Here is a 23397-nt window from a genome sequence, read left to right on the forward strand (position 1 = left end):
GGCATTCCCACAGCTCGGTCGAGACGACTTCGCGGGCGCCGCGCGTGTTCTCGCGCGCCGAGTTGATCGAGCCCGAGCCCCCGGACCCCCCCCGCGGCTTCCGCTGTGGTCGGGTTGTCGAGAGCGTCTTGCTTGCTCGGCGGCCTTCGGCCTTCTCGCTGGTGGGGATCCGGTGTCGGTCTGGTGTGGGTCGATAGGGTGCTCTCATGAGCGGACCCGAGGCTGAGACGCTGTTCGAACGGATCATTGGTGGGGAGATCCCCGCCGATGTCGTGTACCAGGATGCGACCACCTTTGCCTTTCGGGACATTCGGCCGCAGGCTCGGGTTCATGTGCTCGTCGTTCCTCGGAAGCGGTACCGGAACGTTGCGGAGCTTGCTGCCGGGGATGCGCAGCTGCTGAGTGATGTCATTGCCACCGCCCGTAAGGTTGCCGAACTCGAGGGCATCGTCGAGAGCGGCTACCGGGTCGTCTTCAACACCGATGAAGATGCCGGGCAGACCGTCTTCCACGTGCACGCCCACGTTCTGGGCGGCGAACCGCTCGGGCTGTTCGGGGCCCCGGACCAGGACTAGGGAAACCGGCCTGCGTCCGGTCGGTGGGTGCCAGTAGCATCGGTGGGGTCCGTTCTCCCTCACCGAGAAAGCAGGCCTGAGGCCACGTGGCCGGAACCGTACCGGGTGGTGCCGCCCGACCCGACGTCCCCGGAGACGTCGCCAAGACCGAGGATGCCGCCGTCCAGGCCGCGCAGTCCCGGTTTCCCATCCCCGACGCCGCGGCCCTGAGCCTGCTCGGCTCCCGCGACGAGAACCTCCGGGTCGCCGAGGAACTCCTCGCCGCCGACGTGCACGTCCGCGGCAACGAAGTCACCCTGACCGGGACACCCGCCGACGTCGCGTTCGCCGAACGCGTCTTCGCCGAACTCGTCCAGCTCGCCACCGGCGGCCAGCAGGTCGGACCCGACACCGTCCGGCGCACCATCGGCATGCTCTCCACCGGAGACGCCTCGCCCGCCGAGGTCCTCAGCCTCAACATCGTCTCCCGGCGCGGCAAGACCATCCGCCCCAAGACGCTGAACCAGAAGCGGTACGTCGACGCCATCGACAAGCACACCGTCGTCTTCGGCATCGGCCCCGCCGGCACCGGCAAGACCTACCTCGCCATGGCGAAAGCCGTCCAGGCCCTCCAGGCCAAACAGGTCACCCGCATCGTGCTGACCCGCCCGGCCGTCGAAGCCGGCGAGCGCCTCGGGTACCTGCCCGGCACCCTGAACGAGAAGATCGACCCGTACCTGCGGCCCCTCTACGACGCGCTGCACGACATGGTCGAACCGGAGTCGATCCCGCGGCTCATGCAGGCCGGCACGATCGAAATCGCGCCACTGGCCTACATGCGCGGCCGCACCTTGAACGACGCCTTCATCATCCTCGACGAGGCCCAGAACACCACGCCCGAGCAGATGAAGATGTTCCTCACCCGGCTCGGCTTCGGGTCCAAGATCGTCGTCACCGGCGACATCACCCAGGTCGACCTGCCCAGCGGGCAGCGCAGCGGCCTGCGCGTCGTCCGCGACATCCTCACCGGCGTCGAGGACCTCCACTTCGCCGAACTGACCAGCCAGGACGTCGTCCGGCACAAGCTCGTCGGCGACATCGTCGACGCCTACGAGAAGTGGCAGGCCGTGCAGGACGCCCAGCAGAACGACGGCTGGAAGGGCAACCGGCGTTGAGCATCGAGATCGCCAACGAGTCCGGCGTCGACGTCGACGAGACGTCCATCGTCTCCGCCGCCCGCTACGCCCTCGACAAGATGGAGGTCAGCCCGCTCGCCGAGCTGTCCATCCTCCTCGTCACCCTCGACGTCATGGAAGACCTGCACGAACGCTGGATGGACCTCCCGGGCCCCACCGACGTCATGGCCTTCCCGATGGACGAGCTCGACTCCTCCCGCCGCCCCGACGCGCCCGACGCGTCACCGGCCCTGCTCGGGGACATCGTGCTCTGCCCGGCCTTCGCGAAGGACCAGGCCAAGACCGCGGGCCACGCCCTGATCGACGAGCTGCACCTGCTCACCGTGCACGGCGTGCTCCACCTCCTCGGCTACGACCACGCCGAACCCGCCGAGGAACGCGAGATGTTCGCCCTCCAGAAGCGCATCCTCGGCGAGTACCAGGAGGCCGTCGCCGCGCTGGAGAAGCGGGACGCCCAGCGCAACACCGACGACCGCGTCCTCGGCATCGCCGGCCTCGACGCACCCGCCGCCGCCGAGCCGCCCACCGGGGAAACGCCCTAGGCGCCAGCCATGGAACAGCTCTTCTTCGCGATTGCGCTCGTCCTCCTGGCGGGCGTGTTCGCGGCGGCGGACGCCGCGATCAGCACCGTCTCCCAGGCCCGGGCCGACGGCCTCGCCCGGCTCGGCCTGCCCGGCGCCAGCCAGCTCGCCGCCGTCGTCGCCGAACGGCGCCGGCACATCAACCTGCTGCTCCTGCTCCGCCTCGGCTGCGAACTCACCGCCACCGTGCTCGTCACGGTCTTCGTGGGCACCCGGCTCGCCCCGCTCGGCCTCGCCGTGCTGGTCGCCGCGGTCGTCATGGTCGTGGTCAGCTACGTCCTCATCGGCGTCGGCCCGCGCACCCTCGGCCGCCAGCACCCCTACCGGATCGGCCGATACGTCGCCGGGCCCGTCCGGGTCCTCGGCTCCGTCCTCGGCCCGCTGTCCCGGCTCCTCATCCTCATCGGTAACGCCATCACCCCCGGCCAGGGCTTCCGCGAAGGCCCGTTCACCTCCGAGGTCGAGCTGCGCGAGCTCGTCGACATGGCCCAGGAACGCGGCGTCGTCGAGGACTCCGAGCGCGAGATGATCCACTCGGTCTTCGAGCTCGGCGACACCGTCGCCCGGGAAGTCATGGTGCCGCGCACCGAGATCGTCTGGATCGAGCGCACCAAGACCGTCCGGCAGGCCCTCGCCCTCGCGCTGCGCACCGGCTTCACCCGGCTGCCGGTGATCGACGAGTCCGTCGACGACATCGTCGGTGTCGTCAACATCAAGGACCTGATGACCGGCTACCTCGACCCCGACGGGCCGAGCACGGTCGTCGACTCGGTGATGAACCAGGCGTCCTTCGTCCCCGACTCCAAACGGCTCGACGAGCTGCTCAAGGAAATGCAGCGCTCGCACAACCACATGGCGATCGCCGTCGACGAGTACGGCGGCACGGCGGGCCTGCTCACCATCGAAGACGTCCTCGAGGAGATCGTCGGCGAGATCACCGACGAGTCCGACGCCGACGAGCGGCCCGAGGTCGAGGAGCTCGACGGCGGCGCCGTCCGCGTCTCGTCCCGGATGACCGTCGACGACCTGGGCGAGCTCTTCGGCATCGACCTCGAAGACCACGACGTGGAGACCGTGGGCGGGCTGCTCGCGGAACGACTGGGTAGGGTCCCGCTGCCGGGGGCCGAAGCCGAGGTCGCCGGCCTTCGGCTGTTCGCCGAAGGGGGCAAGGACCGGCGCGGCCGCATGCGGATCACCTCCGTGGTCGTGCACCCGGCCGACGCCGAAGCCATGACGGACCCGGTCGACCGGACGCGCCGCCGCACCCGCCTGCCCCACCCCGACGAACGCGACAGGAGCGTCGAACATGCCTGACCTCGAGGCCGAGGACCAGAAACTCGTCACGCTGGCCCGGTCCTCGCGCGCCCGCATCCAGGCCCCCGAGGGCGCCGCGGTCCGCGACACCGACGGCCGCACCTACGCCGCGGGCACGGTCGACCAGCCGTCGTTCAAGCTCACCGCGCTCCAGGCCGCGGTCGCCGCCGCGCTCTCCAGCGGCGCCGAAGGCATCGAGGCCGCCGCCGTCGTCAGCGAAGAGGGGCTGCTCAAGGGCGCGTCCGTGCACGCGGTCCGCGACATCGCGAAGTACGCGCCGATCATCCTGGCCGCCCCGGACGGCACGGTCCTCGAGGTGCTCGAGCGATGACCGAGCACCGTTCCGGCTTCGCCTGCTTCGTCGGCCGGCCCAACGCCGGCAAGTCGACGCTGACCAACGCCCTCGTCGGCACCAAGGTCGCGATCACCTCCAGCAAGCCGCAGACCACCCGGCACGCGATCCGCGGGATCGTCCACCGCGAGGACGCCCAGCTCGTCCTGATCGACACGCCCGGCCTGCACCGCCCGCGCACCCTGCTCGGCGAGCGGCTCAACGACATCGTGCACACGACGTGGTCCGAAGTGGACGTCGTCGGGTTCTGCGTCCCGGCGAACGAGAAGATCGGGCCCGGCGACAAGTTCATCGCCGCCGAGCTGCAGAAGATCGCCAAGCGGACCCCGGTCATCGGCATCGTCACCAAGACCGACCTCGTCCAGCCCCAGCAGGTCGCCGAACAGTTGCTGGCGCTGCAGCAAGTGATGGACTTCGCCGAGCTCGTCCCGGTGTCCGCGGTGGACGGCTTCCAGGTCGGCACCCTGGCCGACCTGCTGGTCCAGCGGCTGCCCGAGGGCCCGCAGCTGTACCCCGGCGGCGAGCTCACCGACGAGCCGGAGCAGACGCTGGTCGCCGAGCTGATCCGCGAGGCGGCGCTCGAGGGTGTCCGCGACGAGCTGCCGCACTCGATCGCCGTCACCGTCGAGGAGATGCTGCCCCGCGAAGGCCGCGACGACCTCGTCGACGTGCACGCGTTCCTCTACGTGGAACGGCCCAGCCAGAAGGGGATCATCCTCGGGCACAAGGGCGAACGGCTGCGCGAGGTCGGTGCCACCGCCCGCAAGAACATCGAGGCGCTGCTCGGCTCGAAGGTCTACCTCGACCTGCACATCAAGGTCGCCAAGGAGTGGCAGCGCGACCCCCGTCAGTTACGACGGCTCGGTTTCTGACCTGCGCGTTCCCCGTCCCGGGGAGCGGTGGCGGAATTCCTGGTCTCATTTCGGTCGCGGCGGGACGAAACGCGAGGCGCGTGATGATCTCGCCCCCTACAGTCGCGGCTTCGACCACACCGCGGCCGGTCGGGGCGGCCCGCGGACCCGGTGGTCGTCCGAGGAGCACGACGAAGGGGAACGACCGACCATGACCGACAGCCAGGGCATGCCCAACTACCCCGGCGACCAGCCGAACCAGCCCGGCGGCCAGCCGAACTACCCCGGTGGGCAGCCGGGCGGCTACCAGCCGGGCCCGCCCCCGAGCAACAACCTCGTGTGGGCCATCCTGACCACGATCCTGTGCTGCCTCCCGTTCGGCGTCGTGTCGATCGTGCAGGCCGCGAAGGTCAACGGCCTGTGGGCGCAGGGCCAGACGGCCGCCGCGCAGGAGGCCGCCAACTCGGCCAAGAAGTGGGCGATCATCTCGGCGATCGTCGGCGTCGCGTGGCTCGTGCTGTGGATCATCCTGATGATTGCGGGTGTCTTCACGTTCGGCACCGGCACGACGTCATACTGACGTAGCCGAGCAGCAGGAGGATCCCGGTGACCGACCAGTACCCGCCGCCGTACCCGCCCCCGGGCGGGCCGAACTACGGCTACGGCTACCCGCCGCCCAACCCCTACGGGCCGCCGCCGGACAACAACATGGTGTGGGCGATTCTCAGCACCGTGCTCTGTTGCCTGCCCCTGGGTGTGGTCGCGATCGTGAAGTCCAGCCAGGTGCAGTCGCTCTGGTTCCAGGGCGCCCACGCCGAGGCGCACAAGGCCGCGGCCGACGCCCGCAAGTGGGCGATGTGGTCGGCCATCTCGACCGGGATCCTCCTGCTGCTCTACATCGTGTTCATCGTGGTGATGATCGTGATCGTCGGCGTCAACGCGAGTCAGCTGACGCCGTGACCACGACCGTCTACACGGGATACCCGGCCCGCGGCGCCAAGGCCAAGCTGCGCGCGCTCGGCGCGCCGATGGCCGTCGCCGCCGGGCTCGGCGCGTGCTGCGTGGCGGTCTGGGTCGGCGACCCGACCACCCCGGGCGGGTTCCTGCCCGTGTGCCCGACGAAGGCGCTGCTCGGCATCGACTGCCCGGGCTGCGGCGGCATGCGGATGGCGTACAGCCTGATGCACGGCGACATCCCCGCGGCCCTGCACTACAACGCCGTGTCGTTCGTCGTCGTGCTGCTGATGGTGTGGAGCATGGCCGCGTGGATCCTCGGGCGCCTGCGCGGCCGCGCGATGGACAGCTGGCTGCACTGGCGCTGGACACCGCTGATCTTTTCCGTCGTGTTCGTCGTCTGGTTCGTCATCCGCAACCTCCCGTTCGCGCCGTTCACGGCCCTGCACGTCTGATCCCCGGCGGCCGGGAACCGGACGGCCACGGTCCGCGTCGGACGGACGACCGATTCACCCGGACAGCTGAAGCCTGGGCGGCGCGGCCGCAGGTGAACCGAGTACGCTCCCGCGGACCGGACCGACGAGGGCGGATCCGTTTCCGCGTGTCGGGGAAGTGACCAGCGAGGGGAAGACACCCAATGACCGATCCGTACGGTCAGCAATCCTTCGGGCAGCAGCCCGGTGGCCAGCCACCGTTCGGCCAGCCGCAGCCGGGGCAGGCGCCGTTCGGGCAGCCCGCGCCCTACGGCCAGCCGGCGCCGTTCGGGCAGCAGGCGCCGTTCGGTCAGCAGGGCAGTCCCTTCGGTCCCTCGCGGAACTACGCGAGCTGGGGGCAGCGCGCCCTCGGCTGGCTCATCGACATCGCCCCGATCCTCGTGCTGTACGTGATCCTCACCCCGCTCCTGTTCATCTTCGGGAACGTCGGCTCGCTGTGGGTCCTGGTGGGGGTGCTCGGCTGGCTGGGCCAGATCGCCTGGACCGTCTACAACCGGTGGATCACGCAGGGCAACACCGGCCAGTCGATGGGCAAGCGGTACGCCAAGATCAAGCTCGTCCGCGAGGACACCGGGCAGCCGGTCGGCCCGGGCATGGCGTTCGTGCGCGACCTGGCGCACGCCATCGACAGCGCCGTCTGCTACGTCGGCTGGCTGTGGCCGCTGTGGGACGACAAGTCCCAGACCCTCTCGGACAAGATCGTCGGCACCATCGTGGTCAACGCCGACGCGGCCGCCCCGTTCGGCCAGCCGGGCGGGCAGGCGTTCGCCGGCGGCTACCCGCCGCCGGGGCAGCAGCCCGGTCAGTTCGGCCAGCCGCCCTCCGGCGGTTTCCCGCAGCAGCCCGCGTCCGGTGGTTTCCCGCAGCAGCAGCCGCAGTCCGGCGGCTTCGAGCAGCAGCCCGCGCCGGGTGGCTTCGGCCAGCCGCAGCCGGGCGGGTTCGGCCAGCCGCCGTCGTCCGGTGGCTTCCCGCAGCCCCCGCAGCCGGGCGGCTTCGGGCAGCAGCCGCTCGCCCCGCCGCCGGGTGGGGGCGCCTTCGACGAGCAGGCGGAGCGCACCCAGATGCTGCGCCCGGGCTCCGGGAGTGCCTTCGACGAGCAGGCCGAGCGCACCCAGATGCTGCGGCCCGGCACCCAGGACGAGCCCGAAGCGACCCAGAAGATCCAGCCGGGCCAGTTCGGCCAGCCGCCGAACGAGCAGCGCTGAGGAGTTCCTTCCGCACCACCGCCGGAGTTCGCCCGGCGGGAAGTTCACGAATAGTTGGGGTACAACGTCATGACCAATCCCTACGGCCAGCAGCAGCCCTACGGCCAGCAGCCGCAGCAGCCGGGCTACGGCCCGCCCTCCGGCGGCATGCCCGCGCCCTACGGCCAGCCGGCGCCGTACGGGCAGCCCGCGCCGTACGGCCAGCCGCCCACCGGCGGCTTCGGCGCCCCCGGCTACGGCATGCCCGGCGGCGGCGACATCAACGCCATCAAGGACTACAAGGGCTGGGCGATCGGCAGCATCTTCCTCTGCTGGATCCTCGCGATCTTCGCGATCATGAAGTCCAACGAGGTCCAGACGTACAAGATGCAGGGCAACTACGCGATGGCGGAACAGGCCTCGCGCACCACGAAGACGCTCTGCCTGATCGCCACCATCATCGGCGCACTGGGCTGCGTACTGACGATCGTCTGGATCATCATCGCGGCGGTCGCCGCCAGCACCTGCTACGGCTACTACTGCTGATCCGGTCTTTTCCGTGGGGCGCTCCACCCCGGCATCACCCCGAAGTGGGACGATGTCGGGGTGGTGAACCTCTACCGCGACACCGGGGTGGTGTTGCGCACGCACAAGCTGGGTGAGGCCGACCGGATCGTCACCCTGCTGACGCGGCGCCACGGCAAGGTGCGTGCCGTGGCGAAGGGCGTGCGGCGGACTTCGTCGCGGTTCGGGGCCCGGCTGGAGCCGTTCGGCCACGTCGACGTGCAGTTCTACACCGGGCGCACGCTCGACGTCATCACCCAGGTCGAGACCGTCGACGCGTTCCAGCTGCCGCTGGTCGCCGACTACCAGCGCTACACCGCGGCCAGCGCGATCGCCGAAACCGCGGACCGGCTCTCGGCCGAAGAGGGCGAGCCGGTGCTCAAGCTGTACCTCCTCCTCTGCGGCGCGCTGCGGTCGCTCGCCGCCGGCGAACGCGACCCGTCCCTCGTGCTCGACGCGTTCTTCCTCCGCGCGATGTCCTACGCCGGGTGGGCCCCCGCGCTCACCGAGTGCGCTCGCTGCGGCCTGCCCGGCCCGCACGTCGCGTTCAGCGTCCCGGCCGGCGGTTCGATGTGCCAGGACTGCCGCGTCCCGGGCTCCGTGCACCCCGCCCCCGAGGTCCTCGACCTGCTCACGGCCCTGCTGCACGGCGAGTGGGAGATGGCCGAGGCGACCCTGCCCGGCACCCGCCGCGACGCGAGCGGCCTGGTCGCGGCGCACCTGCAGTGGCACCTGGAGCGGCAGCTGCGGTCCCTTCCCCTGGTCGAGCGACGCGCTCGGGAAGCTGTGCCACCCGGGGCTTCGCCCCGAGTCGGGGGCTCCGCCACCCGAACCCCCGAAGGACAGGCGGTGCCCAAGCAGTAGGGTCGGCCCGACCGGTTAACCCATTCAGGGAGGCTCGCAGTGCTGCGCAGGGGACGCGAGAACAAGGCGTCGCGATACGAGCTGCGGGCCCCGGATCCGCACCCGTCGGGCGCGAAACCGCCGGAAATCCCGCGGGAGCTGGTGCCCAAGCACGTCGCGCTGGTCATGGACGGCAACGGCCGCTGGGCCAACCAGCGCGGCCTGCCGCGGATCGAGGGCCACAAGCGCGGCGAAGCGGTGATGATCGACGTCGCCAGCGGGGCGGTCGAGCTCGGCGTCAAGTGGCTCTCGGTGTACGCGTTCTCGACGGAGAACTGGAAGCGCAGCCCCGAAGAGGTGCGGTTCCTGATGGGCTTCAACCGCGACACCATCCGCCGCCAGGTCGACTACCTCGGCTCGATCGGCGTGCGCATCCGCTGGGCGGGGCGGCGGCCGAAGCTGTGGGCGTCGGTGATCAAGGAGCTGCAGGCGGCCGAGGAGAAGACCAAGCACAACACGGCGCTGAACATGACCATGTGCGTCAACTACGGCGGCCGCGCCGAGCTGGGTGACGCCATGCAGCGGATCGCGCAGGACGTCGCCGCCGGGAAGCTGAACCCCGACAAGGTCACCGAGAAGACCATCGGGAAGTACCTGTACCAGCCGGACATGCCGGACGTGGACCTGTTCCTGCGGCCCTCGGGCGAGCAGCGGACGTCGAACTTCCTGCTGTGGCAGTCGGCCTACGCCGAGATGGTCTACCAGGACACGCTTTTCCCGGACTTCGACCGGACCCACCTGTGGCGGGCGTGCCTGGAATTCGCGAAGCGGGATCGCCGCTTCGGCGGCGCCGTCGACCAGGCGGCTTCTTCGTGAGCGCCACCGAAGCCGTCGAGACCGCGGAGCTGCTGACCCGGGCCCGGGAGGCGCTGGAGCGGTATCTCGAGGTGCACGTCGACGACGACGGCGCGCTGACGTTCTCCCACGGCGGCGTGCCGTGCGTGATCCAGGCGACCCGGCTCGGCGAAGGCCTCACCGTGCTCACGCTGACCTGCGTGGTCGGCTGGGACCTGGTCGACGAGCCCGCACTGTCGATCGCCGTCGCCGAGCGGGCGGGGCAGGGTCTGTTCGGGACGCTCGGGGTCGGGCATTCGGACAACGGGGTCGACGTGACGCTGCGGTACGCGTTCCCGGCGGCCGGTCTGGACGCGGCCGCGCTCGGGACGTTGCTGATGCTGGTCGTGTCGACGGCTTCGCAGCTGCGGACCGATCTGCCCGGAATCGTGCCCGGCGACTGACCCGTCCGGGGTGGACTTTCCGCCGCGAACGGAGGATCGGGTACCGAAACGGACCGTAATCCTCCGTTCGCGGCCCGTGCGGGTCCCGTCTTGTCGGACGGCCCTGGCATCATCGCGGTCGTGAACATCGTTTCCGATACCGAGGCCGAGCCCGGCCGGCGCACGCGCCGGTTCCGGATCAGCTCGGTCGAAGTGCTGTGCGCGATCCTGCTGATCGCGATCCTGGCCCAAAGCTGGCTGCAGGACGTGTTCGACGTGCCCGCGCTGCGCACCGGCTCGACCGTGTTCGTCGCGGTCTGCGTGCAGGCGCTGCCGTTCCTGGTGCTGGGCGTGCTGATCAGCGGGGCCATCGCGGCGTTCGTCCCCGCGCGCGTGCTGGAGAAGGTGCTGCCACGCCGAGCGGGCGCGGCAGTCGGCGTCGCCGGGCTGGCGGGCGTCGCGCTGCCGGGGTGCGAATGCGCTTCGGTACCGGTGGCGCGGCGGCTGATGGGGCAGGGCGTGGCCCCGGCGGCGGCGCTGACGTTCTTGCTGGCGGCGCCGGCGGTGAATCCGGTGGTGCTGGTGGCGACGGCGGTCGCGTTCCCCGGCAAGCCGGAGATGGTCTTGGCGCGGTTCGTGGGCTCCCTCGCCACGGCGATGGTGATGGGCTGGTTGTGGGCCCGCTGGGGCAAGCTCGAGTGGATCACGGCGCGCGCGTTGCGGCGCCTCCCGGACGTGGCGGGCGGCCGGCGGTGGCGGGTGTTCGCCGAGACCGCGCGCACGGACCTGGTCGAGGCGGGCGGTTTCCTGGTGCTGGGGGCGCTGATCTCGTCGGCGCTGAACGTCCTGGTCCCGGCCCGGTGGTTCGGCGTCCTGGGTGACCAGCTGGTGCTGGGTGTGGTGGTGCTGGCGGTCCTGGCGGTGGTGCTGGCGCTGTGCAGCGAGGCGGACGCCTTCGTGGCGGCGTCGCTGACGGCGTTGCCCTTGCTGCCGAAGCTGGTGTTCCTGGTGGTGGGCCCGGCGATCGACGTCAAGCTGTTCGCGTTGCAGGCGGGCACGTTCGGGAGGTCGTTCGCGGTGCGGTTCGCGCCGGTGACGTTCGTGGTGGCGGTGGCCTGCGCGCTGGGGGCCGGATTCCTGGTGGGGGTCGCGTGAAACGGGAAACCCAGAACATCCTGCTGATCCTGCTCGGCGGCGCCCTGGTCAAGATCGCGGCCAACGGCGACTACCTGAGGTACGTCAAACCGGCCCAGCAGCCTTGGATCATCGCGGGCGGCGCGGTGATGGTGCTGCTGGGCGCGGTCGCGATCGTCCGCGACCTGGTGGCGTCCCGGCGCCCCGCACTAGACGATCCCGGTGGCCACGCCGAGTATGGCGGCCATGGCGGTCACGCCGAGTATGGCGAGCATGGCGGCCGCGCTGAGTATGGCGGCCATGGCGGTCACGCCGAGTATGGCGAGCATGGCGGCCACGCCGAGTATGGCGGCCGCGGCGGCCCGGGCGATCATGGCGGGCATGGCAGCCACGCCGCGCATGGCAGCGAGGCCGGGCTCGGCGGCCCGGGCGGGCATGCCAGCGAGGTCGAGCTCGGCGGCCCCGGCGAGCATGGCGGCCACGCCGCGCATCGCGACCACGCCGACCACGGCAGCCCCGGCGAGCATGGCGACCACTCGCACTCGGCCCGTCCGGCGTGGCTGCTGCTGGTCCCGGTGCTGGCGGTGTTCCTGGTCGCCCCACCGGCCCTGGGCGCGGACTCCGTGATCCGCACGGAGGCCCGCGCCCCCTCAAGCGCAGCCGTGGCCAACGCCGCGGCGTTCCCGCCCTTGCCGCCGGGGAACGTGGTGCCGTTGGCGGTGAACGATTTCGTCACCCGCGCGGGCTGGGACGCGGCGGGCACCCTGAACGGCCGCACGGTTTCCCTGACCGGCTTCGTCGTCCACACCGAAGGCAGCACCCTGCTGGCGCGCCTGGTGATCAGCTGCTGCGCGGCGGACGCGTTCCCGGTGACGGTCCGCCTCCGCGGCGGCCAAGCGGACCACCTGGCGAGCGACGCGTGGATCCAGGTGACCGGCCAGGTCGTCCCGGGCACGGCGACGAAGGACAACAGCTACACCCCGGACTTCACCCCGGCCTCGGTGACACCGGTCCCGACCCCGAAGGATCCTTACGAATACTGACAAGATGGGTGGCTGGTCTTCCGTGCTGTGCGCGGCAACCCTGGTCGCCGTGCGCGCCGGAGGGACGGCGAGACCGACGCGGTCGCCCGGCAGGTGGCCGCGGAGAGCGGTGCCCTGCCGCAAACCTCGGCGGCCCGGTAGGCGCGGAAGGCGCTCGACGCGACGCACGGCCACTCGCCGAGCTTCGCGGTGGTCGAGATACGGAACACGCCGTCGGACGATCCGGACGCGGCACGATGCACCGAGAACGACGTGCTCGCCGCCCTGGCGCGGGCGATGCCGGCGATCGGTCGCCCTACCGGACGGACTGCCTGCTCGGCCAAGGCCGCCTTGGAACGTCCGGGCTAGTGCTCGGCGCAGGTCCCGGTGATCTCCACCGTGTGCGAGATCTCCGAAAAGCCGTGCTCCGCCGCGATCTTCTCCGCCCAGCGCTCCACCGCCGGCCCCTCGACCTCGACCGTGCGGCCGCACCGCCGGCACACCAGGTGATGGTGGTGGTGCGCCGAGCACCGCCGGTAGATCGCCTCGCCCGAATCCGTGCGCAGCACGTCGATCTCGCCGGCCTCCGACAGCGACTGCAGCGTCCGGTACACCGTCGTCAAGCCGATGCCGTCGCCGCGTTTGCGCAGCTCGTCGTGGAGTTCCTGGGCCGAACGGAAGTCGTCGATCGTGCTGAGCAGCTCGACGACCGCGGACCGCTGCCGGGTGGATCGGCGCCCGGGGACCGGGGCCTGGCTGCGCGACGCGGCGGTGTTCATCACTTTCCTTCCTGCACGTGGGCGACGGCGTCGACCACGATGTGCGCCAGGTGGTCGTCGGCGAGGCGGTAGACGACCTCTCGGCCGCGGCGCTCGCCCTGGACCACCCCAGCGGTCTTCAGCACCCGCAGGTGCTGGCTGATCAGCGGCTGGGCGACGTCGAGCGCGTCCACCAGCTCGTGCACGCACCGGTCGGCCGCGCGCAGCTGCAGCACGATCGCGATCCGGACCGGGGCCGCCAGCGCGCGCAGCAGGTCGCCCGCGTCCGTCAGGACCGACTGCGGGGGGTGCGCCGGAGACCCTCCGGCCGCCGGGGCGCAGTCCGCGAGCCCCGGCTGGGCGCCACTCCCGGTGACCGTCGCCATTCCCGCCTCCACGCTGCCCGCGACCATGAATTCCGTAGTCATTGCCGATAACGGTGCCGCCCATCCTAGTGTTCCCCCGTCCGGGACCCCCGCCGCGGCGCCGAGCTGCGGGGTACGGCCGGTCGTATTACCCCGTTCGGGTGAGTTCGTGGGATATTGGCCCTGCGGCTTCGCATGTCGTCGCCGACGGTGCAAGGTTGTCGCGGAGCGTTTCGCCGTTTCCCGGACGCCGGCGACCCGTCCCGAGCAGAGCAGTGGGGAGACATGACGCGTTTGGTGACGAAGGCAGCCGCACTGGCCGCCGCGGTGTTTCCGCTGGTCGGCGTGGGTGTCGCGGGTGCGCAGACCCAGGCCGTCGACGAGAAGGCCGGCCCGGTCTCGTTCGCGAACATCGCCTCGGTGCGGATCGGGGACCAAGGCCAGCGCGGCGGCGCCCTGATCACCGAAACGCAACGATCCCCGCTGCTGCCCGGCCAGTCGAAGCTCGGCGCGGACCGCGTCTCGGTCCCCAAGGACGACGGCGAGCGGGCCACCTTCGGCGGGCACTACCAGATCGCCCTCGGCCGCTACAGCGCGTCACAGAACCCGTACCCGCCCGGGGTCCCGAGCCGCGACCACAACGTCTTCGCCGCGCTGCAGGCCACCACCGTGCCGACCGCCACCGCGGAGACCAACTACGCGCTGCGGGACACCTGGCAGGGCGGCACCAAGCCGGCCGACAACACCGTCCTCGTGCTCGAAGGCGCCAAAACCTCGGTCGACTGCACCGGCCCGGGCAAGCTGTCGACGACGTCGTCGGTGACCCGGCTGTGGGTGCGCCAGGCCGGTGGCGGGCTCGGCATCGTCCCGATGCCCGGCGGCAACGCGGGTCTCCAGCTGAAGAACTTGCGCCTCGGCCCGCCCGGTGACATCACCAACGCCGACCCGGCGACCACCGTCTCCGACCTCGCGCTGACCCGCGTCACCGCCTTCGACCAGCTGATCCGCCAGGACGGCTGGCGCGGGGGCGACCACACCGCGGTCGCCGGCTGGCGGGTCGAGATCACCACGCACGTCAAGGACGCCCAGGGCACCGCGCTGCAGGACGTGAAGACGAACATCGTGCTCGGCGGGGTCAGCTGCTCGATCCCGAAGGGGTTCGTCGCGAAGGCCGGCGGCCCGGCCGGTGGCACGACCGCGACCCAGCCCGCGGTGCCGACGCAGGTCCCGGCCGGCTACCTCGGTGCGGCCGCGCCCGCCACCGACGGGGACGGCTCCCGCATCCCGCTCGGCATCGGCCTGCTCTTCGGCGGGGTGTTCTTCGCCGCCGTCGCCCTGCTGCTGGGCCGGCGGCGCAAGACCGGGACGGACTAGGTGCTGCGCACCGCCCTGGCCGCCGTCTCGGCGGCGCTGGCCGTGGCCGCCTTCGCGGCCGGGATCATCGTGCTGACCTGGCTGCCGCCGTCGGCGACGCCGGTGGCGGCGGCACCCCCGCCCGGCTCGCTGCCGGGCGAGAACGCGGCCCCGGCCGTGCTCCCCGCGGACAGCGAAACCGCCACCCAGCAGCGGCCGGGCACGGTCCGGCTGCCCGGCGGCGCCACCGCCCGCCTGGTCCGCACCGAACTCACCGACACCGGCGTGCTGCCGATCCCGCGCGGCCTCGGCGACGCGGCCTGGTGGGGCGCCAAGCTGGGTGCGGCCCAGGGAGCGGCGCTGCTGTCCGGTCACGTGAACTGGGAGGGCAGGCGCGGGCCGTTCGACGAGCTGTGGCGCATGCGGGCCGGCGACCGGGTCAGTGTGGTCGACGCGCGCGGCGGCCGGTGGGTCTACCGCGTCGACGACGTCGTCACGCTGCCGAAGGAGACGCTGCCGGCCCAGGCCGCCCGGTGGTTCGGGCAGGACGGCCCGCACCGGCTGGTGCTGGTGACCTGCGGCGGCGACTACGTCGGCGGCACCGAAGGCTACGACGAGAACCGCCTGGTGACGGCCGAGCTGGTGACGCGCCCCACCGGCTGAACAAGTTTCGCTGCAACCCGACGCGCCCTTCGCGGCATGCCTGTCTGTGCACTGGCCATGACAGCGAAGGAGCACAAGCCCATGCAGGAGCGGAACCCGGCGGAGCCGAAAAAGGGCTCCGGCCGCTGGTGGATCGTCGGCGTCGCCGGGGCATTCGTGGTCGCGGCGCTGGTCGCGACCCTGCTCGTGTTCACCGGAAAGGATGAACCCGCCGGGGCGAACGGCACCGGGACGCCCGTCCCCGCCGCGAACCAGCAGGCCCCGCAGGGCACCCGGCCGGACACGGGCCAGGCGCCGGCGCAGCTGGCCCTGCCCGGCGGCGGCACCGCGAAGCTGATCCAGGAGGACCTCGACGCCGCGGGCGCGCTGAAGATCCCGGAGGGGCTCGACGAGGCCGCCTGGTGGGGCGCGAAGCTGGGCGCCGACCACGGCGTCGCGCTGCTGTCCGGGCACGTGAACTGGAAGGGCAAGAAGGGCCCGTTCAACGAGCTCTGGCAGGTCAAGCAGGGCCAGGAGGTCAAGCTGACCGACGCCGCCGGCGGCGCGTGGGTGTACCGGATCGACGCCACCGAGACCGTGCACAAGTCGGACCTCGCCGGCCGGTCCGAGCAGCTGTTCGACCCCGACGGCCCGCACAAGCTGCTGCTGGTCACCTGCGGCGGCGAGTACGTCGGCGGCAGCGAGGGGTACGAGGACAACCGCGTCGTCACGGCGTCGCTGGTGTCGCGGCCGTAGGCTCACCTGCGCGAAAAGCGGTGGGCCCCGGCGGATACCCTGGACGTTCAGTCCTGAACCGTCCCCGCAAGCTTTTCGGAGCGTGGAGTGCCCACGAACACCATTGAGAAGATCATCAGCCTGTGCAAACGCCGTGGTTTCGTCTTCGCCAGCGGAGAGATCTACGGCGGCACCCGCTCTGCGTGGGACTACGGGCCGCTCGGGGTCGAGCTGAAGGACAACATCAAGCGCCAGTGGTGGAAGACCGTCGTCCAGGGCCGCGACGACGTCGTCGGCCTCGACTCGTCGGTGATCCTGCCGCGTGAGGTCTGGGTCGCGTCGGGGCACGTCAACGTGTTCACCGACCCGCTGATCGAGTGCCTGTCGTGCCACAAGCGGTTCCGCGCCGACCAGCTCGCCGAGGAGTTCGCGGCGCGCACCGGCAAGGAGACCAGCGAGGACGACCTGTCCGAGGTGCCGTGCCCGAACTGCGGCACGCGCGGCAAGTACACCCCGCCGCGGGACTTCAACATGATGCTGAAGACCTACCTCGGCCCGGTGGAGTCCGAAGAGGGCCTGCACTACCTCCGCCCGGAGACCGCGCAGGGCATCTTCGTGAACTTCTCCAACGTCCAGACGACGTCGCGGAAGAAGCCGCCGTTCGGCATCGGCCAGATCGGCAAGTCCTTCCGCAACGAGATCACGCCGGGCAACTTCATCTTCCGGACGCGCGAGTTCGAGCAGATGGAGATGGAGTTCTTCGTCGAGCCGGGCGAGGACGAGCGCTGGCACCAGTACTGGATCGACGAGCGCACGAAGTGGTACACGGACCTCGGCATCAATGCCGACAACCTGCGCCACTACGAGCACCCGAAGGAAAAGCTCTCGCACTACGCGAAGCGCACCGTCGACATCGAGTACCGGTTCGCGTTCAACGCGGGGCAGGAGTGGGGCGAGCTCGAGGGCATCGCGAACCGCACCGACTTCGACCTGACGACGCACTCGAACCACTCGGGTCAGGACCTGTCGTTCTTCGACCAGGCCTCGGGCCAGCGGTACCGGCCGTTCGTCATCGAGCCGGCGGCCGGTGTCGGCCGGTCGATGATGGCGTTCCTGGTGGACTCCTACGTCGAGGAAGAGGTGCCGAACGCCAAGGGCGGCACCGACACCCGCGTGGTGCTCAAGCTCGACCCGCGGCTCTCGCCGTTCAAGGTCGCGGTGCTGCCGCTCTCGCGCAACGCCGACCTGACCCCGAAGGCGAAGGAGGTCGCGGCGACGCTGCGCAAGCACTGGAACGTCGACTTCGACGACGCCCAGGCGATCGGCCGCCGCTACCGCCGCCAGGACGAGATCGGCACGCCGTACTGCGTCACGGTCGACTTCGACTCGCTCGAGGACCAGGCGGTGACGGTGCGCGAGCGCGACACGATGTCGCAGGAGCGCATCGCGATCGACAAGCTGGAGTCCTACCTGGCGGGCCGCCTCATCGGCTGCTGACCCCGCCCGGGCCCAGGCACCCCTGACACCTGTCACGGCCAAGTCGTGACGCACGATCCGGGGGCCCGGGCCCGCCGGGCGGCAGCCTGGGGGCATGCGAGAAACAGACATCCAGGCGGTGGCGGCGGGGGCCGCGATCCACCTCACCGGCCTGCGGAAGCACTACGGCGACGTCCACGCGGTCGACGGCGTCGACCTGACCATCGCCCCGGGCGAAGTGGTCGCCCTGCTCGGCCCCAACGGCGCGGGCAAGTCCACCACCGTCGACATGATCCTCGGCCTGACCAGCCCCGGTGCCGGCGACGTGCGCGTGTTCGGGCGCAAGCCGATCGACGCCGTGCGGGCCGGCCTGATCGGGGCGATGCTGCAGGGCGGCGCCCTGATGGACGACCTCACCGTCGGTGAGACCGTCGGCATGGTCGCGGCCCTGCACCGCAACCCGATGCCGGTCGCCGAGGCCCTGCGCGCCGCCGGTGTCGAAGAACTGGCCGGCCGCCGCGCCAACAAGCTCTCCGGCGGGCAGAAGCAGCGGGTCCGCTTCGCCGTCGCCCTGGTCAGCAACCCGGACCTGCTGATCCTCGACGAGCCGACGGCGGCGATGGACGTCGGCACCCGGCGCGAGTTCTGGCAGTCGATGTACTCCTTCACCGAGTCCGGCCGCACGGTCCTGTTCGCCACGCACTATCTCGAAGAGGCGGAGGAGTTCGCCGACAGGGTGGTGCTGATGCGCCGGGGCCGGATCGTCGCCGACGGCAGCGTCGCCGAGGTCCGCGCGCTGGCCGGCGGCCGCACCCTGCGCGCCGCCGTCCCGGGCGCCACCGACGCCGTCATCGCCGCGCTGCCCGGCGTCAAGGAGTTCGAGCTGCGCGGCGACCGCGTCGCGATCTCCAGCGGCGACTCCGACGCCACGCTCTGGGCGCTCAAGGCCGCGGTTCCGGCCGTGCATGACGTCGAAATCAGCGCCGTCGGCCTCGAAGGCGCCTTCCTGTCCCTGACCGCCGACGAGACCGCGGAGCCCGTCCGATGAACGCCACCTACCTGCTCACCGAGATCCGCCGGAACTTCCGGGCGCCCCGTTTCCTGATCTTCGTCGTCGCCTTCCCGGTGCTGATGTTCCTCTTGCAGGCCAACGTCTTCACGAAGACGAGCGATCCGGACCACGCGCAGATCGCGGCCGTGATCATGATCAACATGATGACGTTCGGCGTCTTCGCCGCGGCGACCAACAGCGGGGCCCGGCTGGCCCTCGAACGCGCGGTCGGCTGGCAGCGCCAGCTGCGCCTGACCCCGCTCACCGGCACCGGGTACCTGGCGGGCAAGGGCATCTCCGGGATGCTCGTGGGGCTGCCCGCGCTGGTCCTCGTGCCGCTGCTGGGCGTGCTGGCCGAGGGGGTGCACGTCGACGCGAGCGGCTGGGTGCGGATCTTCGCCGGCATCTGGCTCGGCACGATCCCGCTGGTGCTGCTCGGCCTGCTGCTCGGCCAGTTCGGCACGCCGGACTCGATGCAGCCGATCAACATGCTCGTCACGCTCGGGATGGGCTTCCTCGGCGGGCTCTGGATCCCGATCGAGTCGATGCCCGGCTGGATGCACGACGTCGCCCAGATCATGCCGACCTACTGGGTGCTGCAGGTCGCGCGACCGGCGGTGACCAGCGACATGGTGGTCTCGCTGCCGCACGCCGCCGGTGTGCTCGGCGCGTGGACGGTCGTGCTCGGAGCCCTGGTGATCAGGCGTTACCGTAAGGACAGCGCCCGCGTCTGAGGGCCGGAGGGGAACGACGATGGCGAAGCGCCGGTTCGGTCTGGACAGCAAGGAATCCTGGTGGGAGGACCCGCTGCCGGACGCCGCCGACCGCGGGCCCGGCGGCCCGCGCTGGCCGATCATGTCGATGGTCTTCCTGCTGCCGTTCCTCATCCCGGTCACGCGCTCGCTGCTGGCCGAGCCCGCGGTCACCCCCGGGCTCGTCGCCACCTTCGTCTTCGTCTACGCCTACTCCGCGTGCTACGCGGTTTTCCCGTACTTCTTCCGCCGGGAACGCCGGGTGAAGCTGGCCTTCGGGATCACGATGAACGTGCTGGGGCTCGCCTCGCTGGCGCTGGCCGCCGGCAGCGGGTTCGTCCTGCTCTACGGCACGGCGGTGGTCGTGTTCCTCGTGCCCGCCGCCTGGTCGGTGATCATCGACCTGTCCACGGTGGCGCTCGGCGCGGTGATCCTGCTGGCGCAGGGCCGGTTCGTGGAAGACTACGGCGACCTGATCACCGTCTTGTCGATCACGCTGGCGATGTTCTTCATGGCCAACCTCGTCCGCGCGGTCCGGCGGCTGGAACGCGCGAACGAGGAGATCGCCACCCTCGCCGTGGCGAACGAGCGGCAGCGCCTGGCCCGCGACCTGCACGACCTGCTCGGGCACAGCCTCACCACGATCACCGTCAAAGCGGGGCTGGCCCGGCGGGTGCTGGAGAGCGCCGGCGACATCCCGCGCGCGGTCGAGGAGATCCGCGAGGTGGAGAGCCTCACCCGCAGCGCGCTGTCCGACGTCCGCGCGACCGTGTCGGCGAACCGCGAGGTGTCGCTGTCGGCGGAGCTCGTCGGCGCCCGGGCGGCGCTGCGGGCCGCGGAGATCGACGCCGACCTGCCGCACGCGGTGGACAACGTCCGCCCCGAGTTCCAGTCCACCTTCGGGTACGTGCTGCGCGAAGCCGTCACGAACGTGCTGCGGCACTCCGGGGCCAAGCGGGTGCGCGTGCGGCTGGGCGACACCTGGCTCGAGATCGAGGACGACGGCACGGCCACCGACGTCGTCGCGGGCAACGGCCTGCGCGGGCTGACCGAGCGGCTGGCCGCGGCCGGGGGCACGCTGCGGACGTCGGGCCGGCCTGGGGGAGGATTGCTCGTGCGGGCGGAGATCCCGCTCCCCGAACCGAGCCCGGCCACCCCGGCCGTGCGCGCCGAACCCGCGGGAGGACTCGCTTGATCCGGGTGCTGCTGGCCGACGACCAGGCCATGGTCCGCGGGGCCCTGGCCACCGTGCTGGGCCTGGAGAACGACATCGAGGTGGTCGGGCAGGTCGGTTCCGGCGACGAGGTGGTGGCCGCCGCGCGCGAGGTCGAGCCGGACGTCGCCCTGCTCGACGTCCAGATGCCCGGGAAGGACGGCCTGGAGGCCGCGGCCGACCTGCGGAACGCCCTGCCGTCGTGCCGGGTGATCATCTGCACGACGTTCGGCCGTCCCGGCTACCTCGCCCGCGCGATGGCGGCGGGCGCGGCCGGGTTCGTCGTCAAGGACGCGCCGCCGGAGCAGCTCGTCGAGGCCGTCCGGCGAGTCCACAGTGGACTCCGGGTGGTGGATCCGGCGCTGGCCGCGGAATCCCTCGCCACCGGCGCCAGCCCGCTCACCGGGCGGGAGCGGGACGTGCTGCGGGAGGCCAAGGACGGCAGCACGGTGGCCGACGTCGCCCGGGCGCTGCACCTCTCGGAAGGCACCGTCCGCAACCACCTCTCCGCGGCGATCGGGAAGACCGGCGCGCGGACGCGGGCCGAAGCGGTGCGGGTCGCCGAGGAGCGTGGGTGGCTCTGAGCCGCCTCTGAAAGAATGGCCCGGATGGGTACCGCTGAACGCACCAAACCGTCGGTGGCGAGCTGGGCACGCCGGATCGTCCTCGGCACGCTCCTCGTGCTGGTCGCGCTCGTCGGCGGCACGGCGTTCCGGGTCTGGCAGGTGGCCCGCGTGAACGACCGGACACCCGCCGACGTCATCGTGGTGCTGGGCGCCGCGCAGTACAACGGCAGGCCGTCGGAGATCTACGCCGCCCGGCTGGCGAAGGCCAAGCAGCTCTACGACGCGGGCGTCGCGAAGACGATCGTCACCGCGGGCGGCAAGAAGGCCGAGGACAACTTCACCGAGGCCCGGGCCGGCCAGCTGTGGCTGACCCGGCGCGGCGTGCCGGCGTCGGCGACCCTCGCCGTCGGCGAAGGCAGCGACACGCTGCGCAGCCTGCGCGCGGTCGCCCAGCAGGTCGAGGCCCGCGGCTGGCGGACGGCGGTGCTGGTCAGCGACCCGTGGCACTCCTTCCGCGCCCGGACCATGGCCGACGACCTGGGCCTGGACGCCTGGACCGCGCCGACGCACAGCGGGCCGATCGTCCAGGAGCGCGTCACCCAGGTGCGGTACATCGTCCGCGAGACCGGCGCGCTGCTGTACTACCGGCTGACGAAGACACCCGCGGATGATCTGTTCGCCACTTTCCTCGGCTGAGTTTTGTCGGTGACCACGTTTACGCTGGTCGGGTGAACTACACCGAGCACGACACCGCCCGCCTGCTGCCGGAGGCGGCCAAGGGCGCGGCGCTGCCCGGCGCCCGGGCGGACGGGCGCAGCGCGTTCTCCCGCGACCGGGCCCGGGTGCTGCACTCCGCGGCGCTGCGGCGGCTGGCCGGCAAGACCCAGGTGGTCGGGCCGGGGGAGGGCGCCGAGGTCACCGGCGTCCCGCGCACGCGGCTGACGCACTCGCTGGAGGTCGCCCAGATCGGCCGGGGCATCGCCGAGGAGCTGGGCGCGGACCCGGACCTGGTGGACACCGCGGGGCTGGCGCACGACATCGGCCACCCGCCGTTCGGGCACAACGGCGAGCGCGCGCTCGACGAGGTGGCCGGCGCGTGCGGCGGGTTCGAGGGCAACGCGCAGACGTTGCGCATCCTCACCCGGCTGGAGCCGAAGCTGCTGTCCGCCGAAGGTGACCCGGTGGGGCTCAACCTGACCCGCGCGTGCCTGGACGCGACCACGAAGTACCCGTGGCCACGGCGGCCGGGTCAGGTCAAGTACGGCGTGTACAGCGACGACGTTCCGGTGTTCGAGTGGTTCCGGGAGGGGGCACCGGCCGAGCGGCGGTGCCTGGAAGCGCAGATCATGGACTGGGCGGACGACGTCGCGTATTCGGTGCACGACGTCGAGGACGGCGTGCTGGCCGGCCGGATCAAGCTGCGCGTGCTCGCCCACCCGGACGAGCGCGCGGCCGTCGCCGAGGCGGCCGCCAAGCACTTCTCGGCGCAATCGGTGTCCACTTTGGAGGATGCGGCGGCGGAACTGCTGGCGCTGCCGGTGGTGGCGGCGCTGGCGTCGGCCGAGCCGGACGGGTCACCGGGCGCCCAGGTCGCGTTGAAACGGCTGACGAGCGAGCTGGTCGGCCGCTTCACCACGGCGGCCGTCACCGGCACGCGCGAGAAGTTCGGCGAAGGCCCGCTGAGCCGCTACGGGGCCGACCTGTGCGTCCCGGAGCGGGTCGCCGCGGAGGTGGCCCTGCTGAAGGCCCTGGCCCTGCGGTACGTGATGAGCGACCGCCGCCGGCTGGCGATGCAGGAGGGCCAGCGTGAGCTGCTGATCGAGCTGGTCCACGCGCTGGCCCGCCGGGCCCCGGAGTCCCTCGACCCGCTGTTCGTCCCGGCCTGGAACACGGCCGCGGACGACGCCGGCCTGCTCCGCGTGGTGGTCGACCAGGTCGCCTCCCTCACCGACGCCCAAGCCCACGTCTGGTACTCCTGGCACGTCACCCGCCTCCACCGCTGACCCGCGCCGTGATCGGAGCGCCGACACGCGTGATTGGGGAGTCGACACGCGTGATTGGGGAGACGACACGCGTGATTGGGGAGTCGACACGCGTGATTGGGGAGACGACACGCGGCAAGGCCCGGCCCACGCCGTGTCGACCCTCCAATCACGCGAGTTGACC

The 23397-nt window shown here is 71.5% G+C and carries 27 protein-coding genes and 2 pseudogenes; 27 read left to right on the forward strand and 2 right to left on the reverse strand.

Features of this window, described 5'->3' with window-relative positions:
- The first annotated feature begins 206 nt into the window (after positions 1-206).
- The 17 genes and pseudogenes from ACWDN5_RS29720 to ACWDN5_RS29800 form a co-directional block, all read left to right on the forward strand.
- Positions 207-575: a histidine triad nucleotide-binding protein gene (locus tag ACWDN5_RS29720; protein WP_449678610.1), complete on the forward strand. Its 369-nt coding sequence runs from the start codon at positions 207-209 to the stop codon at positions 573-575.
- An 86-nt stretch (positions 576-661) separates the two neighbouring features.
- On the forward strand, positions 662-1729 hold the full coding sequence (locus tag ACWDN5_RS29725) for a PhoH family protein (RefSeq protein ID WP_310972435.1): 1068 nt from the start codon (positions 662-664) through the stop codon (positions 1727-1729).
- Positions 1726-2292 carry an rRNA maturation RNase YbeY gene (ybeY, locus tag ACWDN5_RS29730; RefSeq protein WP_449678611.1) on the forward strand — a complete coding sequence of 189 codons (567 nt, stop codon included), beginning with the start codon at positions 1726-1728 and terminating at the stop codon, positions 2290-2292. The genes ACWDN5_RS29725 and ybeY overlap by 4 nt, the downstream gene beginning before the upstream one ends.
- Positions 2293-2301: 9 nt before the next feature.
- Entirely contained in the window at positions 2302-3645 is a 1344-nt protein-coding gene (locus ACWDN5_RS29735; RefSeq protein WP_310972438.1) for a hemolysin family protein, read from the forward strand.
- The gene (locus tag ACWDN5_RS29740) at positions 3638-3976 is read left to right on the forward strand and encodes a cytidine deaminase (RefSeq protein ID WP_290060591.1); all 339 of its coding nucleotides are present in this window, start codon (positions 3638-3640) and stop codon (positions 3974-3976) included. Before ACWDN5_RS29735 ends, ACWDN5_RS29740 begins: the two co-directional genes overlap by 8 nt.
- The gene (era, locus tag ACWDN5_RS29745) at positions 3973-4869 is read left to right on the forward strand and encodes a GTPase Era (protein WP_310972441.1); all 897 of its coding nucleotides are present in this window, start codon (positions 3973-3975) and stop codon (positions 4867-4869) included. Before ACWDN5_RS29740 ends, era begins: the two co-directional genes overlap by 4 nt.
- A 190-nt stretch (positions 4870-5059) precedes the next feature.
- Complete coding sequence (locus ACWDN5_RS29750; protein ID WP_310972442.1) at positions 5060-5428, forward strand: CD225/dispanin family protein; 369 nt, start codon at positions 5060-5062, stop codon at positions 5426-5428.
- Between the two features lie 26 nt (positions 5429-5454).
- A complete protein-coding gene (locus ACWDN5_RS29755; RefSeq protein WP_310972444.1) occupies positions 5455-5808 on the forward strand; it encodes a CD225/dispanin family protein in 354 nt (117 codons plus the stop codon).
- Positions 5805-6257, forward strand: a complete 453-nt coding sequence (locus tag ACWDN5_RS29760) for a DUF2752 domain-containing protein (RefSeq protein WP_310972445.1) — start codon at positions 5805-5807, stop codon at positions 6255-6257. The genes ACWDN5_RS29755 and ACWDN5_RS29760 overlap by 4 nt, the downstream gene beginning before the upstream one ends.
- 182 nt (positions 6258-6439) lie before the next feature.
- On the forward strand, positions 6440-7501 hold the full coding sequence (locus tag ACWDN5_RS29765; protein ID WP_449678612.1) for an RDD family protein: 1062 nt from the start codon (positions 6440-6442) through the stop codon (positions 7499-7501).
- A gap of 69 nt (positions 7502-7570) precedes the next feature.
- Positions 7571-8026: a CD225/dispanin family protein gene (locus ACWDN5_RS29770; protein WP_449678613.1), complete on the forward strand. Its 456-nt coding sequence runs from the start codon at positions 7571-7573 to the stop codon at positions 8024-8026.
- 60 nt (positions 8027-8086) lie between these two features.
- A complete protein-coding gene (recO, locus tag ACWDN5_RS29775; protein WP_449678614.1) occupies positions 8087-8908 on the forward strand; it encodes a DNA repair protein RecO in 822 nt (273 codons plus the stop codon).
- A gap of 39 nt (positions 8909-8947) precedes the next feature.
- Entirely contained in the window at positions 8948-9763 is an 816-nt protein-coding gene (locus ACWDN5_RS29780; protein WP_310972451.1) for an isoprenyl transferase, read from the forward strand.
- A complete protein-coding gene (locus ACWDN5_RS29785) occupies positions 9760-10185 on the forward strand; it encodes a YbjN domain-containing protein (RefSeq protein WP_310972452.1) in 426 nt (141 codons plus the stop codon). Before ACWDN5_RS29780 ends, ACWDN5_RS29785 begins: the two co-directional genes overlap by 4 nt.
- Positions 10186-10311: 126 nt before the next feature.
- On the forward strand, positions 10312-11319 hold the full coding sequence (locus ACWDN5_RS29790; protein WP_449678632.1) for a permease: 1008 nt from the start codon (positions 10312-10314) through the stop codon (positions 11317-11319).
- Positions 11316-11510 (forward strand): annotated as a pseudogene (locus tag ACWDN5_RS29795) (TIGR03943 family putative permease subunit); the annotation flags it as partial. The gene ACWDN5_RS29790 and the pseudogene ACWDN5_RS29795, both read left to right, overlap by 4 nt.
- Before the next feature lie 291 nt (positions 11511-11801).
- A pseudogene (locus ACWDN5_RS29800) lies at positions 11802-12341 on the forward strand (TIGR03943 family putative permease subunit); the annotation flags it as partial.
- Between the two features lie 344 nt (positions 12342-12685).
- Here ACWDN5_RS29800 and ACWDN5_RS29805 read toward each other — a convergent pair.
- A complete protein-coding gene (locus tag ACWDN5_RS29805; RefSeq protein ID WP_310972454.1) occupies positions 12686-13099 on the reverse strand; it encodes a Fur family transcriptional regulator in 414 nt (137 codons plus the stop codon).
- The gene (locus tag ACWDN5_RS29810; protein WP_396136944.1) at positions 13099-13464 is read right to left on the reverse strand and encodes an ArsR/SmtB family transcription factor; all 366 of its coding nucleotides are present in this window, start codon (positions 13462-13464) and stop codon (positions 13099-13101) included. Before ACWDN5_RS29810 ends, ACWDN5_RS29805 begins: the two co-directional genes overlap by 1 nt.
- A 264-nt stretch (positions 13465-13728) precedes the next feature.
- Between ACWDN5_RS29810 and ACWDN5_RS29815 the strand changes: the two genes are divergently transcribed.
- The 10 genes from ACWDN5_RS29815 to ACWDN5_RS29860 all read left to right on the forward strand — a co-directional run bounded on the left by ACWDN5_RS29815 (position 13729) and on the right by ACWDN5_RS29860 (position 23234).
- Complete coding sequence (locus ACWDN5_RS29815) at positions 13729-14817, forward strand: hypothetical protein (RefSeq protein WP_449678615.1); 1089 nt, start codon at positions 13729-13731, stop codon at positions 14815-14817.
- Positions 14818-15459 (forward strand): class F sortase, encoded by a 642-nt coding sequence (locus ACWDN5_RS29820; RefSeq protein ID WP_310972459.1) that lies wholly within the window; start codon positions 14818-14820, stop codon positions 15457-15459.
- A gap of 81 nt (positions 15460-15540) precedes the next feature.
- Positions 15541-16194: a class F sortase gene (locus ACWDN5_RS29825; RefSeq protein ID WP_310972461.1), complete on the forward strand. Its 654-nt coding sequence runs from the start codon at positions 15541-15543 to the stop codon at positions 16192-16194.
- A gap of 87 nt (positions 16195-16281) precedes the next feature.
- The gene (locus ACWDN5_RS29830; protein ID WP_449678616.1) at positions 16282-17670 is read left to right on the forward strand and encodes a glycine--tRNA ligase; all 1389 of its coding nucleotides are present in this window, start codon (positions 16282-16284) and stop codon (positions 17668-17670) included.
- A 94-nt stretch (positions 17671-17764) separates the two neighbouring features.
- Entirely contained in the window at positions 17765-18697 is a 933-nt protein-coding gene (locus ACWDN5_RS29835; protein WP_449678617.1) for an ABC transporter ATP-binding protein, read from the forward strand.
- Positions 18694-19434, forward strand: a complete 741-nt coding sequence (locus ACWDN5_RS29840; RefSeq protein ID WP_449678618.1) for an ABC transporter permease — start codon at positions 18694-18696, stop codon at positions 19432-19434. The genes ACWDN5_RS29835 and ACWDN5_RS29840 overlap by 4 nt, the downstream gene beginning before the upstream one ends.
- Positions 19435-19453: 19 nt before the next feature.
- A complete protein-coding gene (locus tag ACWDN5_RS29845) occupies positions 19454-20647 on the forward strand; it encodes a sensor histidine kinase (protein ID WP_449678619.1) in 1194 nt (397 codons plus the stop codon).
- Positions 20644-21249, forward strand: coding sequence for a response regulator transcription factor (locus tag ACWDN5_RS29850; RefSeq protein ID WP_310972469.1), 606 nt, complete (start codon positions 20644-20646; stop codon positions 21247-21249). Before ACWDN5_RS29845 ends, ACWDN5_RS29850 begins: the two co-directional genes overlap by 4 nt.
- 24 nt (positions 21250-21273) lie before the next feature.
- Complete coding sequence (locus tag ACWDN5_RS29855) at positions 21274-21927, forward strand: YdcF family protein (protein WP_310972471.1); 654 nt, start codon at positions 21274-21276, stop codon at positions 21925-21927.
- 32 nt (positions 21928-21959) lie between these two features.
- Positions 21960-23234, forward strand: a complete 1275-nt coding sequence (locus ACWDN5_RS29860; RefSeq protein WP_449678620.1) for a deoxyguanosinetriphosphate triphosphohydrolase — start codon at positions 21960-21962, stop codon at positions 23232-23234.
- Positions 23235-23397 lie beyond the last annotated feature (163 nt).

It is taken from the genome of Amycolatopsis sp. NPDC003731, from assembly GCF_053586895.1.